At 66.3% G+C, this 14352-nt stretch carries 10 protein-coding genes and 2 pseudogenes; 4 read left to right on the top strand and 8 right to left on the bottom strand.

Translation table 11 applies throughout. The annotated features are described in order from the left end of the window. Nucleotides 1–31: 31 nt before the first annotated feature. From ACPFMJ_RS17735 to ACPFMJ_RS17745, 3 genes and pseudogenes are all read right to left on the bottom strand, one after another. Nucleotides 32–1227, bottom strand: a pseudogene (locus tag ACPFMJ_RS17735) (putative PEP-binding protein). Further along, the gene (locus ACPFMJ_RS17740; RefSeq protein ID WP_424361236.1) at nt 1140–1484 is read right to left on the bottom strand and encodes a hypothetical protein; all 345 of its coding nucleotides are present in this window, start codon (nt 1482–1484) and stop codon (nt 1140–1142) included. Before ACPFMJ_RS17740 ends, ACPFMJ_RS17735 begins: the two are co-directional and overlap by 88 nt. After that, nucleotides 1484–2293 (bottom strand): GAF domain-containing protein, encoded by an 810-nt coding sequence (locus ACPFMJ_RS17745; RefSeq protein ID WP_424361237.1) that lies wholly within the window; start codon nt 2291–2293, stop codon nt 1484–1486. Before ACPFMJ_RS17745 ends, ACPFMJ_RS17740 begins: the two co-directional genes overlap by 1 nt. A gap of 409 nt (nt 2294–2702) precedes the next feature. Here ACPFMJ_RS17745 and ACPFMJ_RS17750 point away from each other — a divergent pair. Both ACPFMJ_RS17750 and ligA read left to right on the top strand, forming a co-directional pair. Beyond that, a pseudogene (locus ACPFMJ_RS17750) lies at nt 2703–5577 on the top strand (EAL domain-containing protein). Nucleotides 5578–5818: 241 nt separating this feature from the next. Beyond that, nucleotides 5819–7936: an NAD-dependent DNA ligase LigA gene (gene ligA / locus ACPFMJ_RS17755; protein ID WP_424361238.1), complete on the top strand. Its 2118-nt coding sequence runs from the start codon at nt 5819–5821 to the stop codon at nt 7934–7936. Between the two features lie 27 nt (nt 7937–7963). On the opposite strand, the gene ACPFMJ_RS17760 is transcribed toward ligA, so the two are convergent. The 5 genes from ACPFMJ_RS17760 to ACPFMJ_RS17780 all read right to left on the bottom strand — a co-directional run bounded on the left by ACPFMJ_RS17760 (nt 7964) and on the right by ACPFMJ_RS17780 (nt 12781). Further along, on the bottom strand, nt 7964–8416 hold the full coding sequence (locus tag ACPFMJ_RS17760; RefSeq protein ID WP_424361239.1) for an MgtC/SapB family protein: 453 nt from the start codon (nt 8414–8416) through the stop codon (nt 7964–7966). A 212-nt stretch (nt 8417–8628) separates the two neighbouring features. Beyond that, nucleotides 8629–9273: a sterol desaturase family protein gene (locus ACPFMJ_RS17765; RefSeq protein ID WP_424361240.1), complete on the bottom strand. Its 645-nt coding sequence runs from the start codon at nt 9271–9273 to the stop codon at nt 8629–8631. A gap of 5 nt (nt 9274–9278) precedes the next feature. Beyond that, nucleotides 9279–10271 carry a fatty acid desaturase gene (locus ACPFMJ_RS17770; protein WP_424361241.1) on the bottom strand — a complete coding sequence of 331 codons (993 nt, stop codon included), beginning with the start codon at nt 10269–10271 and terminating at the stop codon, nt 9279–9281. A gap of 26 nt (nt 10272–10297) precedes the next feature. Further along, complete coding sequence (locus tag ACPFMJ_RS17775; RefSeq protein WP_424361242.1) at nt 10298–11437, bottom strand: hypothetical protein; 1140 nt, start codon at nt 11435–11437, stop codon at nt 10298–10300. A gap of 99 nt (nt 11438–11536) precedes the next feature. After that, on the bottom strand, nt 11537–12781 hold the full coding sequence (locus tag ACPFMJ_RS17780; RefSeq protein ID WP_424361243.1) for an aminotransferase class I/II-fold pyridoxal phosphate-dependent enzyme: 1245 nt from the start codon (nt 12779–12781) through the stop codon (nt 11537–11539). A 238-nt stretch (nt 12782–13019) separates the two neighbouring features. Here ACPFMJ_RS17780 and ccmA point away from each other — a divergent pair, with 238 nt between their 5' ends. Next, nucleotides 13020–13682, top strand: coding sequence for a heme ABC exporter ATP-binding protein CcmA (gene ccmA / locus ACPFMJ_RS17785; protein ID WP_424361244.1), 663 nt, complete (start codon nt 13020–13022; stop codon nt 13680–13682). Further along, on the top strand, nt 13679–14350 hold the full coding sequence (gene ccmB / locus ACPFMJ_RS17790; RefSeq protein ID WP_424361245.1) for a heme exporter protein CcmB: 672 nt from the start codon (nt 13679–13681) through the stop codon (nt 14348–14350). The genes ccmA and ccmB overlap by 4 nt, the downstream gene beginning before the upstream one ends. The last annotated feature ends 2 nt before the right edge of the window (nt 14351–14352 follow it).

Consider the following 14352-nt stretch of genomic DNA (forward strand, 5'->3'; position numbering starts at 1 on the left):
AAAGCGGGGGAGAGCGAGGCGGCGCGCGCCGCTACAGCGGAATATTGCGCGCGAGCGCGTAATCGCGCAGCGGCTCGCGCAGGGAGGGCGCGCCGTCCGAGGCGGCGAGCGCGGACGCCATGAAAGCCGTCGCCTCGTCCAGATCCACGCTGAGAACCATCGACTTGACCGGACCGATCGAGGCGGGCGACATCGACAGCGAGCGATAGCCGATGGCGAGCAGGGCAGCGCCTCGAGCGGCCGTCCGCCCATCTCGCCGCAGAGCGTCACGGGCGTGCCGGCGCGCTCCCGGCGTCGAGATGAATTTCAGCGCGCGCAACACGGGCGGCGAGAGATTGTCGTAGCGCTTCGAGACGCGCGTATTGTCGCGGTCTGCGGCGTAGAGATATTGCACGAGATCGTTGGAGCCGACCGAGAGAAAATCCGCGCGTTCGGCGATGAGGTCGAGCTCCCACAGAAGCGAGGGCACTCGACCATCGCGCCGAGATCGATTTTCGACGGCGGCTCGTAATGGCCGTGGCGCCGGATGTGCTCCAGCTCGCGCAGGGCGATCGCCTTCGCCGCCTCGAACTCCGCGACATTGGCGATCATGGGAAACATGATGCGCAGGCTGCGTCCGGCGCCCGCTTTCAGCATGGCGCGGAGCTGCATGCGGAGCAGGCCCGGACGGTCGAGCCCGATGCGGATCGCGCGCCAGCCGAGCGCCGGATTCTCCTCGTCGATCTTCGCCATATAGGGCAGGATCTTGTCGGAGCCGATGTCGAGCGTGCGGAAAGTCACGGGCCGGTCGGGCACCGCGTCCATCACGCCCTTGTAGAAGCGATACTGCTCGTCCATGCGCGGAAAGCGCGGCGCGAGCATGAATTGCAGCTCGGTGCGGAAAAGCCCGATCGACTGCGCGCCCGTCTCGTGCACATGCGGCACGTCGATGGCGAGGCCGGCGTTCATGTGAAGCGCGATCTGCACGCCGTCGCTCGTGACGGCCGGCACGTCGCGGAGCTTGGCGTATTGCTCCTGCCGGCGGGCGCGCAGCCGCGCCTTCTCGGCATAGGCGCTCTGCACGTCCGGCTGCGGCCGAACATGCACTTCGCCGGTCGAACCGTCGATGATGATGGAGTCGCCCGTCTCGACGAGGTCGATCACGCCGGAGACGAGGCCGACGGTCGGCACGCCGAGGGCGCGCGCCACGATGGCGACATGGCTCGACGGGCCGCCTTCCTCGAGCACGAGCCCGCGCAGCCGCGCGCGGTCATAATCGAGCAGCGCGGCCGGCCCATGGTGCGCGCGACGATGATGGCGTTGTCCGGCACGCTCTCGCGGTCGGCGACATAGCTCTGGCCGGTGAGTTGATGCAGCAGCCGGTTGGCGAGATCGTCGAGATCGTGCAGCCGGTCGCGCAGATAGGGGTCGGTCTGGCGCTGCATGCGCGCGCGCGCGTCGCTCTGCACGCGCTCGACCGCGGCTTCCGCGGTCAGGCCGGTCATCACCGCCTCGCGCAGCCGGCGCACCAGCCCTGGTCATAGGCGACCATGCGGACCGTCTCGAGGACGTCGCGATGCTCCCCCGCGCCGATCCGGTCGCCATGGGCGACGAGCTCGTCGATCGAGGCGCGCATGGCGTCGACCGCCTGCTCCAGCCGGGTCAATTCGCGCGAGAGGTCTTCCGCCACGAGCTGCTTCACGACGACGCGCGGCTCGTGCAGCAGGACATGGCCGAGGCCGACGCCCTCGTTCATCGGCGCGCCCTTCAGCGAGGCGGGCCGGTAGAGGGCGAGGTCGCGCGGGTCCTCGATCGCCTGCAGCTCGCCCGAAGCGATGAGCTCCGCGAGCAGCATGGCGGTGGTCTGGAGCGCCTCGACTTCCTCTTCGGAATAGACGCGGCGAACCTTGTTCTGGACGACGAGGACGCCCAGCGTGGAGCCGCCGCGCAGGATCGGCACGCCCAGGAAGGAGTGGTAGACCTCTTCGCCCGTTTCCGGCTTGTAGGCGAAGGCGGGGTGGTCCTGCGCCTCGGAGAGGGCCAGCGGCTCGGCGCTGCGGGCGATGAGGCCGACGAGGCCCTCGCCGGCATGCATGGTCGTCTGGTGGACGGCCTCGCGGTTCAGACCCTCTGTGGCGTAGAGTTCGAGCCGGTGGTCGGCGCGCAACACATAGACAGAGCAGACCTCGGCGACCATGTTCGCGGCGATCTGCACCACGATCTTGTCGAGACGCGTCTGCGCGCTCACCGGCTCCGCGCTGATCTCGCGCAGCCGGCGTAGCAGAAGGCGGGGGCCGCCAAGTGCGCTACGCATCCGTTCCATTCCCATCCACAGCGCGACCGCCCGCGGCGGACCGTCGCGAATATCGCTCGTCACCCTTTTTATGAAATCCGCGCGCAACGCGCTGTCTGACGTCCCTATGCCTATAATTGACGGCGTCCGCCATCCGCAAGCGCAGCCGACCTCCCCTCGCAAGGACCATACCGCTATTTTCGTCCCATTTGAATCGACTTGCGGATCCGCGCCGGAGGCTCTACTGATTTTATAGAAACTGGCGCCGATTGCGACGCCCCGAGAGCGCCGGGCGCCCCGGCGGGGCGGACATCCGAGAGTTGCATTTTTTGGCCCGGCAATTGTCGCGCCTTGGCCGCGATCAGAGAATAGTGAACAGCCGCTCGCAGGGTCGAGCGTCAGCTAGCAGGCCTGCAGCCGAGAAGAGAACGTGCGTCTCCAAAAGCTTCTGATCGCCCTTTTCGCCTTCCTCGTCTCCACCGTCGCGGCGCAGGCCGTCGAATCCGTCCGCGTGCCGCAGGGCGCCAAGGCGATCGACCTCACCCATGTGGTGGAGAAGCACTATTCGCAGAGCGACCGCCTGCAGGTCTCGACGGCCCCGGGCTCCGACGGCATTGTGCGCCGCATCGAAGTCGGCGCCCGCGAGGCGGGCAGCCGGCCGAACTGGATCGTCTTCGCCCTGACGAACGACACGGACGAGCAGATCGAACGCCTCATCGTGGCGCCGCATTTCCGCCTGCAGGGCTCGGGGGTCATCTGGCCGGATCTGGGCTCCACCCGCATTTCGGCGATCACCGCGAGTCAAGGGTTCCCGCCCGAGGCCGAGGATTCGGCCGACGCGGACGTGTTCCGCCTGACGCTCGATCCCGGCACGACCGTCACCTTACGTCGCGGAGCTGAGCACGCCCAACCTGCCGCAGCTCTATCTGTGGGAGCCGGAGGCCTACAAGGACAAGGTGACGAGCCTGACCTTTACAAGGGCATCGTCATCGGCATCGCCGGCCTGCTCGCGCTCTTCTCACCATCGTCTTCGTGGTGAAGGGGGCGGTGATCTTCCCGGCTGCGGCGGCCCTCGCCTGGGCGGTGCTCGCCTATGTCTGCATCGATTTCGGCTTCTGGGACAAGATCTTCGGATCAGATCCGGCAACGCCGACCGCATCTGGCGCGCCGGCGCCGAAACGGTGCTGTCGGCGACGCTGGTCGTCTTCCTCTTCGCCTATCTCAATCTCAATCGCTGGCATGTGCGCGCCTGGCATGCGGTGATGCTGTGGCTCTCCATCCTGGCCATTCTGATCGGCCTCGCCATGGTCGACGCGCCGGTGGCGGCGGGCGTCGCGCGCATCTCGCTCGCCACGATCGCCGTGGTCGGCTTCGTGCTGGTGCTCTATCTCGCCTCGCACGGCTTCGACCGGGCGATCATGTTGATCCCGACCTGGTTCCTGCTGGTCGTCTGGGCGGCGACGGCGGGGTTTGCGGTCGCCGGCTGGATGACGAACGATCTCGTCTCGCCGGCGCTGGTCGGCGGCCTCGTGCTCATCGTCATGCTCATCGGCTTCACGGTGATGCAAAACGCCTTTGCGACAGGCGGATTGTCCCATGGCGCGATCAGCGACGTGGAGCGCAAGGCGCTGGCCATGACCGGCGCCAACGAAATCGTCTTCGACTGGGACGTGCCGGCCGACCACATTTATGTGAGCCCGGAGATCGAGGCGGCGCTCGGCCTCGACCGCGGCGGGCTCGAAGGCGCAGCCTCCTCCTGGCTCGATCTGCTGCACCCCTTCGAGCAGGACCGCTATCGCGCCTGTCTCGACGCCCTGCTGGAGCAGCGCCGCGGCCGCATCAGCCAGGAATTCCGCCTGCGCGCGGCTGACGGCCATTACCTCGCCTATCGCCTGCGCGCGCGCCCCGTCGTGGGGCCGGACGGCGAGGTGATCCGCGTCGTCGGCACGCTCACCGACGTCACCGACGAGCGCAACGCGCAGGAGCGCCTGCTGCACGACGCCGTGCACGACAATCTGACCGGCCTGCCCAACCGCGAATTGTTCTTCGACCGCCTCGAAGCCGCCCTAGTCTTCGCGCGCATGGAGAAGGACGTGCGCCCGACGGTGCTCGTCATCGACATCGACCGCTTCAAGCAGATCAACGAGCAGGTCGGCATCGCCATGGGCGACAGCATCCTGCTCACTGTGGCGCATCGCCTGACGCGCCTGCTGCAGCCGCAAGACACGCTGGCGCGCCTCAATGGCGACGCCTTCGCGATCATCCTCGCCTCCGAGACCCACGCGGACCACGTCATCAATCTCGCCGATTCGGTGCGGCGCTCGCTCGCGACGCCCGTGCGCTTCACCGACCGCGAGATCGCGCTCTTCGCCTCGATCGGCATCGCGCTCTACGACCAGCAGATGCATCCGGGCGCCGAGGACATGGTCGAAGACGCTGAGATCGCCATGCGCTACGCCAAGCGCTCGGGCGGCAACCGCATCGAGGTCTTCCGCCCGTCGATGCGCGCGCAGCGTTCGGATCGCCTGACGCTCGAAGCCGATATGCGCCGCGCGCTGGAGCGCGCCGAGATCAAAGTCTTCTTCCAGCCGATCGTGCGTCTCGAAGACCGCACCATCGCCGGCTTCGAAGCCCTGCTGCGCTGGGACCATCCGCGGCTCGGGCGCCTGGAGCCCGCTAATTTCATCCCGATCGCCGAGCAGACGGGCCTCATCATCGATTTCGGCCTGCTGGCGCTGGAACGCACGGCGCGCGAACTCGCCGCCTGGCAGCGCGCGCTCGCCGTCGATCCGCCGATCTTCGCCTCGGTGAACGTCTCCTCGCGGCAATTGCTGCGTCACGATCTGCTGCGCGATGTGAAGAGCGTGCTGCTGCGCCACGATGTGACCAAGGGCAGCCTCAAGCTGGAGCTGACCGAAAGCCTCGTGATGGAAAACCCGGAATACGCGGCCCAGATGCTTCAGCGCATCAAGGAGCTCGGCGCGGGTCTTTCGCTCGACGATTTCGGCACGGGCTATTCCTCGCTCGCCTATCTGCAGCGTTTCCCCTTCGACACGATCAAGATCGACCGCTCCTTCGTCAAACAAAGCGGCAAGGGCGCGCGCCCCGTGATCCTGCGCTCGATCATCGCGCTGGCGCAGGATCTCGGCATGGACGTCGTGGCCGAGGGCGCCGAGACGGAGGCCGACGCGATCGAGCTCTATCAACTCGGCTGCGGCTATGCGCAGGGCTACGCCTTCGGGCGCCCGATCAGCGCGCAGGAAGCGCGCCGGCTTGTGGGCGCGGCGCCGGAGGCGGCGGCGTAGCGTCTTTCCGCAAGGCGGGGTAGGGTGCCCGCGTCATTGCGAGCGAAACGAAGCAATCCACCGGCCCGCGATTGCGGCCTTGCCCCTCACCCCAACCCTCTCCCCGTTTTCACGGGGAGAGGGCGTAAGTCGCGCTCCCTCGCCCCGCTTGCGGGGAGAGGGCTGGGGTGAGGGGCGGGCGGCCATGCGAGTCTCGGGAATGCGACGCGCCCCGCAATGACGGATTCGAGCCGCATTGCACATGACCAAGAAGCCCTCCGCGCATACAACCCCGCTCGCAGAGCTGTCCCCCGCAGACGCCCGCTCCGAACATGCGCGTTTGGCGGAAGACATCGCCCGCTACGACCGCGCCTATTATCAGGAAGACGCGCCGCTCGTTCCCGACGCGGAATATGACGCCGCGCGACAGCGCTACGAGGCGCTGGAAAAGGCCTTTCCCGAACTCGTCACCGAGGAATCGCTGACGAAGAAGGTCGGCGCGAAGCCATCCGAAAGATTCGCCAAGGTGAAGCACGCCGTGCCGATGCTCTCGCTCGGCAACGTGTTCGCCGACGAGGACGTCCATGATTTCGTTGCGCGCGTGCGCCGCTTTCTTGGCCTCGCGGAGAGCGCGACAATCGCCTGCACGGCCGAGCCGAAAATCGACGGGCTGTCCTGCTCCCTGCGCTATGAGCGCGGCCATCTCGTGCAGGCGGCGACGCGGGGCGACGGCTATGAAGGCGAGGACGTCACGAACAATATCCGCACGCTGAAGGAGGTTCCGCAGCGCCTGCATGACGGCGCGCCGGAGGTGCTGGAGGTGCGCGGCGAAGTCTATATGACGCACGCCGCTTTCGCCGCGCTGAACCAGCGCCAGCAGGCGGCGGGCAAGCAGGTCTTCGCCAATCCGCGCAACGCCGCGGCGGGGTCGCTGCGCCAGCTCGATTCGCGCATCACCGCCGAGCGGCCGCTGCATTTCTTCGCCTATGGCTGGGGCGAGGTCAGCGAATTACCGGCGAAGACGCAATGGGGCGTGCTGGAAGCGTTCAAGCGCTACGGCCTGCACGTCAATCCCCGCACGCGGCTCTGCCACAGCGTCGAAGAGATGCTCGCGCGCTACCACGCGATCGAGGCGGATCGCGCGACGCTCGGCTATGACATCGACGGCGTCGTCTACAAGGTCGACGACATCGCGCTACAGGGACGGCTCGGCTTCGTCTCCGCGCGCCGCGCTGGGCGGTGGCGCATAAATTCCCGGCCGAACGCGCGACGACCATTCTGCGCGACATCGAGATCCAGGTCGGCCGCACGGGCGTCGCTCACGCCCGTCGCGCGGCTGGAGCCGGTGACGGTCGGCGGCGTCGTGGTGTCGAACGCCACGCTGCATAATGAGGACGAGATCGCGCGCAAGGACATTCGCATCGGCGACACGGTCGTCGTGCAGCGCGCGGGCGACGTCATTCCGCAGATCGTGGAAGTGGTGCACGACAAGCGCCCGCATGGCGCAAAGCCCTATGAATTTCCGCATGTCTGCCCGGTCTGCGGCTCGGCGGCGCTGCGCGAGATCGACGAGAAGACGGGAACGGCCGACGTGGTGCGCCGTTGTACCGGCTCGCTCATCTGTCCCGCGCAGGCGGTCGAACGCCTGAAGCATTTCGCCTCGCGCAACGCCTTCGACATTGAAGGCCTCGGCGACAAGCAAATCGACTATTTTTTCCAGGAGGGTTTGATCCGAACGCCCTCCGATATCTTCACGCTGGAAGAGCGCGACCGCGCGAGCCTCACCAAGATCAAGAATCGCGAAGGGTTCGGCGAGACGTCGGTGCGCAATCTCTTTGCGGCGATCGAGGCGCGGCGGACGATCCCCATCAACCGCTTCCTTTATGCGCTGGGCATTCGTCACATCGGCGAGACCAACGCCAAGCGCCTCGCGCGCCATTTTGGCGATTTCGAGAGCCTGCGCGAGACGGCGCGCGACGCGTCGCCCGGAACGGAGGCGCGCGCGCGCATCGATTGCATCGACGGCGTCGGGCCGGTCGTCGCCGAGGCGCTGCACGATTTCTTCGCCGAGCCGCATAATGAAAAGGAGCTCGACGCGCTGCTGGCGCAGGTGACGCTGGAGCCGATGCCGCAGATCGCATCCTCATCGCCCGTCGCCGGCAAGACAGTGGTGTTCACCGGCTCGCTCGAACGCCTCACGCGGGATGAAGCGAAGGCGCAGGCCGAGCGCTTTGGCGCGAAGGTGGCGGCGTCGGTGTCGAAGAAGACGGACCTCGTCGTCGCGGGTCCGGGCGCGGGATCCAAGCTCGCGAAAGCGCAGGAGCTGGGGATTGAGGTGATTTCGGAAGATGAGTGGTTTGTAAGGACGGGGCAAGGGTGACGGCGCGGCGCCGTCGGACGCCGCGCGTCACGCCCGTCGATCAACCGGATCGGCTTCCTTTTCTTGTGTCGTCTCCTCCGCCGAGCCACGCAATTTGAGCGTGACGAAGGTGAGAACGCACAACGCGATGGCGACGTCGTAGCTGTTCAGTCCGACGGCCGCGCCAATGGCGCCCGTCACCCAGAGGCTCGCCGCGGTGGCCGTGCCGCGAACAGTGCCGCCCTCCTTCAGAATCGCGCCTCCGCCGATAAATCCGATACCCGTGATCAGGCCCTCGATGACTTTCGCGCGGGCGTCGGGCGCGCCCGCGAAGAAATTTTCCGTGGCGACGACGAAGCCGCAGGTCGCGAGCGCGACGAGCGGAAAGGTGCGCAGACCGGCGCTACGGTCCTTGACCTCGCGATCCCAGCCGATGGGCAAAGCCAGCGCATAGGCGAGCAGGAGGGAGGTCATATGTTCGATGAACTGGCTGTGATCCACGCGTCCGCCCCGCAATCGGAGGGTTTGTAGCGAACGCAGATGGGGCGGCGCGTGCTTGCCGCAAGCCCGCGGCGCAGCCGGGCGGGAACGAAGGCGCCGAGCGCTCTCTCTCTTCGCCGCCGAAGTCCGAAAAAGAGCCGGCGTCAGCTTTTGGCGACAAAAAAGGCGGCCTGACGCGGCCGCCCCCAAATCACCGACGCGCTTGCGGCGCCTTACACCGCCTTCGACCCGGGCGTATCGCCCTTCTGATAGGCCGTGCCAAACACGTAATCCCACCAGATCGCGTGCACGCCAAAACCCTTCTCCGCGTCGCGGAAGTGGTGGAGCATATGCAGCCGCTTGACCATTTTGCCGAAGTCGGAGGTCGGCTGGCCGTGATGCGTCCAGTAATGCACGCAGTCATAGATCACATAGCCGGTCATGAAGCCCGCGAGCACCGCCCAGCCGAATGTCGCGCCGAAGATGAGGCGGATGATCGTCAGCGCGATCAGCATGATCGGCGCCGACAGCAGCGGCGGCATGACGAGGCGCAGCGGATCGTTCGGATAGATGTGATGCACGCCGTGGATGAGGAACTGGAAGCGCGGGCCGAGGCCGAAAGGCAGCGGGAACACCGTGTGGAACAGATAGCGGTGGCCGAAATATTCGGTGAGCGTCCAGCCCAGATAGCCGATGACGAGGCCGAGAAGCAGCAGGCCGAAGCCGACTTCCGACAGCGAATAGAAGCTCAGGCCCAGAATGATCGGCGTATAGACGACGACCGGCGTGAGGTGATGCACGCGCGACATCTTGTCGAGAAGGTCGTTCTCGAAAAGGCGCGGCGAGGCGTCGAGCGCTTCGGTTCTTTCCTGCGTCATGATTCTTACTCCGCGGCCGCGGCGACGGGCGCGCGATCGGCCGCCTGCGTGACGTTCTCGGAACGCGTGCCGAGCGAATAGGTGGGATCGAAGATGAAGGTCACGAGCAGCGCGAACCAGGAACGGTGGCAGCGCAGATCGTCGTAGAATTCCGGCGCCATCGCCTTCAGCTCGGGCAGTCGGGTCCACGGGATCTCGTGAAAATCATGATGCTCGTTGTGGTAGCCGATGTTCAGGGCGAGCTTGTTGAGCGGGCCGTAATAGTCGAACGTGCCCTGATCGGGCGCGAAGGCGAAGTGCTCCTGCAGCCAGCGCGCGGAAAGCGGATGCAGGCCGCCGACCGAGAACCAGAAGGAGAGGAAGAGATAGAGCAGGGCGTTCGGGCCGAAGGCCCAGAGCATGAAGAGATCGAAGGCGGCGATCACGGCGATGTTGATATAGGTCCATTTGCCCATGATCGGCACCGTGCCCTTCAGCCGCGACAGACGCGCGAGCTGGATGGCGGGGAACCCGAAGAGCCAGGCGGCCTTGCGCCATGTGCTGTTGCCGACCCACTCCACTTCCCACTGGCTCGGAATGTCGGCGTCGTAGTCGTAAGCCGAGAGATGCGAGTGGTGCTTGATGTGATAGCAGCGAAAGCCCATCGCGGTGGGGAAGCCATTGGGCAGGTCCGCGAGGATCGCCGTCCACTTGTTCGCGAGCGGGCTTTCGAACACGCAATTGTGAATGGCGTCGTGGATGATGACGAAATTGGCGTGATTGGCGAAGGCGCCGACGCAGATGGCGAGGATGAGCGAGAGCCACCAATAGGAAAGGCCGAGATATCCCATCCAGGCGGCGATCAGGAACTGGCCGACGAAGATGCCGGCGGTGATCTTGAACGTCACCTCGTCCCTGCCGAAGAGATTGCGCACCTGCGGATATTTTTCGAGGATCAGCCGGCGGCGCTCGACATGGGAGCGATCCGCGCCCTGGGCGGTGACCGAAATGCCGTTCATGGCTCAGTTTCCTTCACGGTTTCGACTCAACCGAAACGCTTCTCGTAAATACGGTGGACCTTGTCGACCTTGCCGCCGAACATCTCGATCGGCTTGCGCATGGCGAGATTGTCTTCCAGCACCCAGCCCGCCTCGAGCTGCTTGATCGAGGCGCTGGCGCCGCGGCGGCGCATTTCCTCGATCATGGCGAGCAGGATGGCGCCGCCCGTGGCGCTGTTCTGCAGCGCCTTGCGCGTGCCGAGCAGCACGATGCGCGCGGCGTTGAATTTGTGCTTCTTCATGCGCGAAATGAGCTTCGGCAGGCCGAAGGGGAAGATGCGCCCGTCGAAATCGGAGACGATCTCGAAGAGATTGGGCAGCGCTATCACGAAGCTCTGCGGCTTGCCGTCGAGCTCGACCACGATGCCGAATTCCGGCGGCATGACGAGCTTGAGCGCGTCGGCGGTCGAATCGAACTCCGCCTTGGTGAAGGGCACGAAGCCCCAATTGCCGCTCCAGCCGTCGTTGAAGAGATCCTCCATCAGCGCCGTCTCGCCGGTCTTGAGCGTCGCCATGTCGAGCGGACGCAGCTTCAGCCGGTCGCGCCATTCCTTGCGGTTGGAGATGCGCGGCTTCTCGGAAAGGTCCTGCTCGGTGATGTCGTAGCGATAGGAGATGAGGTCCTTCGCCTTTTCGTAGCCGAGCGCCTCGAGATGGCGCGAGAGATAGGGCGGATGCCAGGGCATGAAGATCATGGGCGTCGCGGTAAAGCCCTCGACCAGCATCCCGCATTCGCCGTTGATCGTCGGCGAGAAGGGGCCGTTGATGCGCGTCGCGCCCTTGGCCCGCAGCCATTCCTCCGCGGCCTGCGTCAGGGCGCGCACCACCTCGATGTCGTCGATGGCGTCGAGCGCGCCGAACTGCGCGGGGCTCGCGCCGACGGGCGTGATGTCCTTGTAAATATGCGCCGAAATGCGCCCGACCCATTCGCCGTCGCGCCGGGCGAGGAATTTCTGATCCTCGACCAGCTTGTAATGCGGATTGAGCATATGGGCGAAGAGCGTCCAGCGCTCGACGTCGAGCGGCGGCGCGAAGCCGGCCGCGCCCTTGTAGAGAAGGCGCGGGATCTTGCAGAAGGTCGTAAAGCGCGACAGCCCTGCGACCGGTACGATCTCGATTCGCGCCATGTCCAAATCCTTATGCATCTCGGCGGCGCGCGGAAAGCGTCATGATGACGCGCCGGCCTCCGAGCGCGCCGCCAGCGCGCTCTATACCTTTTGGAACGATCAGGCGGCGGCGCCGGCCATGGCGGCGGCCACGATGCGCTGCGCCTCTTCCGACACAGGCGGCATGTCGCGCAACGCCTGTATGACGCCCCGGATTTCCGCTTCCGTATGGTTCGCCGAGAAGAAGAAGCGCAGGCGCGGCCCGTCCTTGGGCACGCCGATTCGCACGACAGGCGGCACGTAATAGCCCTTTTCGAGCAGGTGCCGCGCGGCCCACATGGTCTCGAGGTCGCTCTCGAAGAGGATCGGCACCACGCCGCGCCCGATGGCCGGGCCGGTCGAGAAGCCGTTCTCATGCGCCACCTGACGGAAGAGCTCGGCGTTCTCGGCGAGCTTGCCGATGCGCCAGGTCTCTTCCTGCATGAGCTGGAGCGCGGTGCGCGCCGCCGCGAGGACGACGGGCGAGAAGCCGACGCTATAGACGAAGCCCGGCAGGGTGAAGCGGAACCACTCGATCACTTCCTTCCTGGCGCAGATATAGCCGCCGCAGGAGGCGAGGGATTTCGACAGCGTGCCGATGATGAGGTCGATGCGCTGCGGGTCGACGCCCTGATGCTCGGCGAGGCCGCGGCCATGTTCGCCCAGCACGCCCAGCGAATGGGCTTCGTCGACCATCAGCCAGATCTTGTATTTATCCTTGATTTCATAGAGGCGCGGCAGGTCGGCCGTGTCGCCGTCCATGCTGTACACGCCTTCGACCACGACGAGGACGTTGCGATATTCCTCGCGATGCTTGGCGAGCAGATGGTCGAGATGATCCATGTCGTTGTGGCGGAACTTCACCACATGGGCCGGCGCGCCCTCGGCGCCGTAGACGATGGAATTGTGCGCGAGCTCGTCGATGAAAATGGCGTCGCGCTTGCCGTTCATCAGATAGGCGATCGTCGTGACGTTCGAGAGATAGCCGGAGACGAGAACGAGCGCGCTCTCCATGCCGATGAAGTTCGCGATTTCGGCCTCGAACTGCTTGTGCGTCGTGCGCTCGCCGCCGACCAGCCGCGATGCGAGGGCGCCGACGCCGAGGCCGTCGACTTCGCGCTTGGCTTCCGCGCGGATGCGGGGATGGTTCGCGAGGCCGAGATAATCGTAATTCGCGAAGCTGACGAAATGCGTTCCCTGCGCCTCGAAATCCGCCTTGAGCTTGTCGATCTGGGCGAAGAACGGGTTGTTGAATTCGAGCAGGGCGTTGCCCGCGAGTCGGAATCTCCGCGAGGCGTAATCCGAGAGGCTTCTGTGTCTCGTCACTGAATTCGCTGTCCCTGAATGCCGGGCGCGCCGCGCGCACTTGGTTTCACGAAGAATCAGGGCGCCGCGATCGGCGCCCGAAGATTGATCGCGTCCCTTATCACCCCGAGCCCCCGCGCGCCAGTGCGGCGGCTTTCCGGGCAGACGGCCAAGGGCGGGTTCGCGCGGGTTCGCGTGGGTTCGTGCGGGGTTTCCCGGCTATGGCGCTCGCGCGCGGCTTTCTTTATTGGCTGATGCCATGGAAGAGACAGCACACCGGCCGCATGCCGACCGCCATTCCGCCCTGCGGCTGCGGGTGGAGAATCTGATCGTGGCGCGCGGCGGCCGCGCCGTGCTGACGGGCCTGAGCTTCGCGGTCTCGGGCGGCGAGGCGCTTGTCGTCACGGGCCGCAACGGCGTGGGGAAATCGACGCTGCTGCGCACCATGGCGGGCCTCCTGCCGCATGCCGGGGGCAATGTGGCGCTGGACGGCGCCGGCGAGGAGGCGGATCTGCCCCAGCAGGCGCATTATCTGGCCCATGCCGATGGCATGAAGGCCGCGCTGACCGTCGAGGAGAATCTCGACTTCTGGTCCCGCTATCTGGCGCGCGACGAGGGTCGGCTCAGCCGCACAATCGAGGAGGCTCTGGCGGTCGTGGGCCTCTCCCACGCTTTGCGCGCGCCTTTCGGGGCGCTGTCCGCCGGTCAGAAGCGCCGGGCGGCGCTGGCGCGGCTTCTCGTCGCCTTCCGGCCCGTCTGGCTTCTCGACGAGCCCCTGACGGCGCTGGACCGGGCCTCCCGCGAAAAATTCGCAGCCGTGATGCGCGACCATTGCGCGCTGGGCGGAATCATCGTCGCCGCGACCCATGAGCCGCTGGGTCTGGAAGAGGCAAGCGAACTCGCTCTCGGAGGCGCGAAATGAGCTCTCCTATCGGCGCGCTTTTCCTGCGTGAATGGCGCATCGCCCGCCGCGTCGGCGGCTCGGGCGCAATGGGGGTCGTGTTCTTCCTCACCCTCGTGACCATCGTGCCCTTCGCGGTCGGTCCCGATCCGAACCTTCTCGCCCGCATCGGCCCCGCCATCCTTTGGATCGCGGCGCTGCTCGCGAGCCTGCTCGCCTTCGACCGGCTGTTTCAGGCGGATGCGGAAGACGGCTCGCTCGATCTGCTGCATCTCTCGGAGACGCCGCTGGAGCTGGCTGTGCTGGTCAAATGCGCGGCGCATTGGGCCGCGACCGGCCTGCCGCTCATCATCGCGGCGCCCTTTCTGGGCTTGATGCTTCAACAGGAGACGATGTCGCTTCTCGGCGTCGTCGCGACGCTCCTCGTCGGCACGCCGGCGCTCACACTCATCGGCGCCATCGGCGCGGCGGCGACGGTGACGGTGCGGCGCGGCGGGCTGCTGATGGCGCTGCTCGTCCTGCCGCTGACGATCCCGGTTCTGATCTTCGGCGTCTCGGCCTCGGAAGCGGCGAGCGGCGGGACGGTGCCCTTTCTCTCGCCTTTCTCGATCCTCTGCGCGATCACGCTCGCCGCGCTGGCGCTCTGTCCCTTTGCGGCGGCGGCGGCGTTGCGGCATCTGGGCGAGTGAGG

Source organism: Methylocystis parvus, assembly GCF_049675845.1.
GTDB classification, from domain to species: Bacteria; Pseudomonadota; Alphaproteobacteria; order Rhizobiales; family Beijerinckiaceae; genus Methylocystis; species Methylocystis parvus_A.

Bases quoted from the DNA above. Each gene is read 5' to 3' on its own strand.
- ccmB (WP_424361245.1), top strand. From the start codon at position 13,679: ATGAGCTCTCCTATCGGCGCGCTTTTCCTGCGTGAATGGCGCATCGCC.
- ACPFMJ_RS17770 (WP_424361241.1), bottom strand. From the start codon at position 10,271: ATGAACGGCATTTCGGTCACCGCCCAGGGCGCGGATCGCTCCCATGTC.
- ACPFMJ_RS17775 (WP_424361242.1), bottom strand. From the start codon at position 11,437: ATGGCGCGAATCGAGATCGTACCGGTCGCAGGGCTGTCGCGCTTTACG.
- ACPFMJ_RS17765 (WP_424361240.1), bottom strand. From the start codon at position 9,273: ATGACGCAGGAAAGAACCGAAGCGCTCGACGCCTCGCCGCGCCTTTTC.
- ccmA (WP_424361244.1), top strand. From the start codon at position 13,020: ATGGAAGAGACAGCACACCGGCCGCATGCCGACCGCCATTCCGCCCTG.
- ACPFMJ_RS17745 (WP_424361237.1), bottom strand. From the start codon at position 2,293: ATGCGTAGCGCACTTGGCGGCCCCCGCCTTCTGCTACGCCGGCTGCGC.
- ligA (WP_424361238.1), top strand. From the start codon at position 5,819: ATGACCAAGAAGCCCTCCGCGCATACAACCCCGCTCGCAGAGCTGTCC.
- ACPFMJ_RS17740 (WP_424361236.1), bottom strand. From the start codon at position 1,484: ATGACCGGCCTGACCGCGGAAGCCGCGGTCGAGCGCGTGCAGAGCGAC.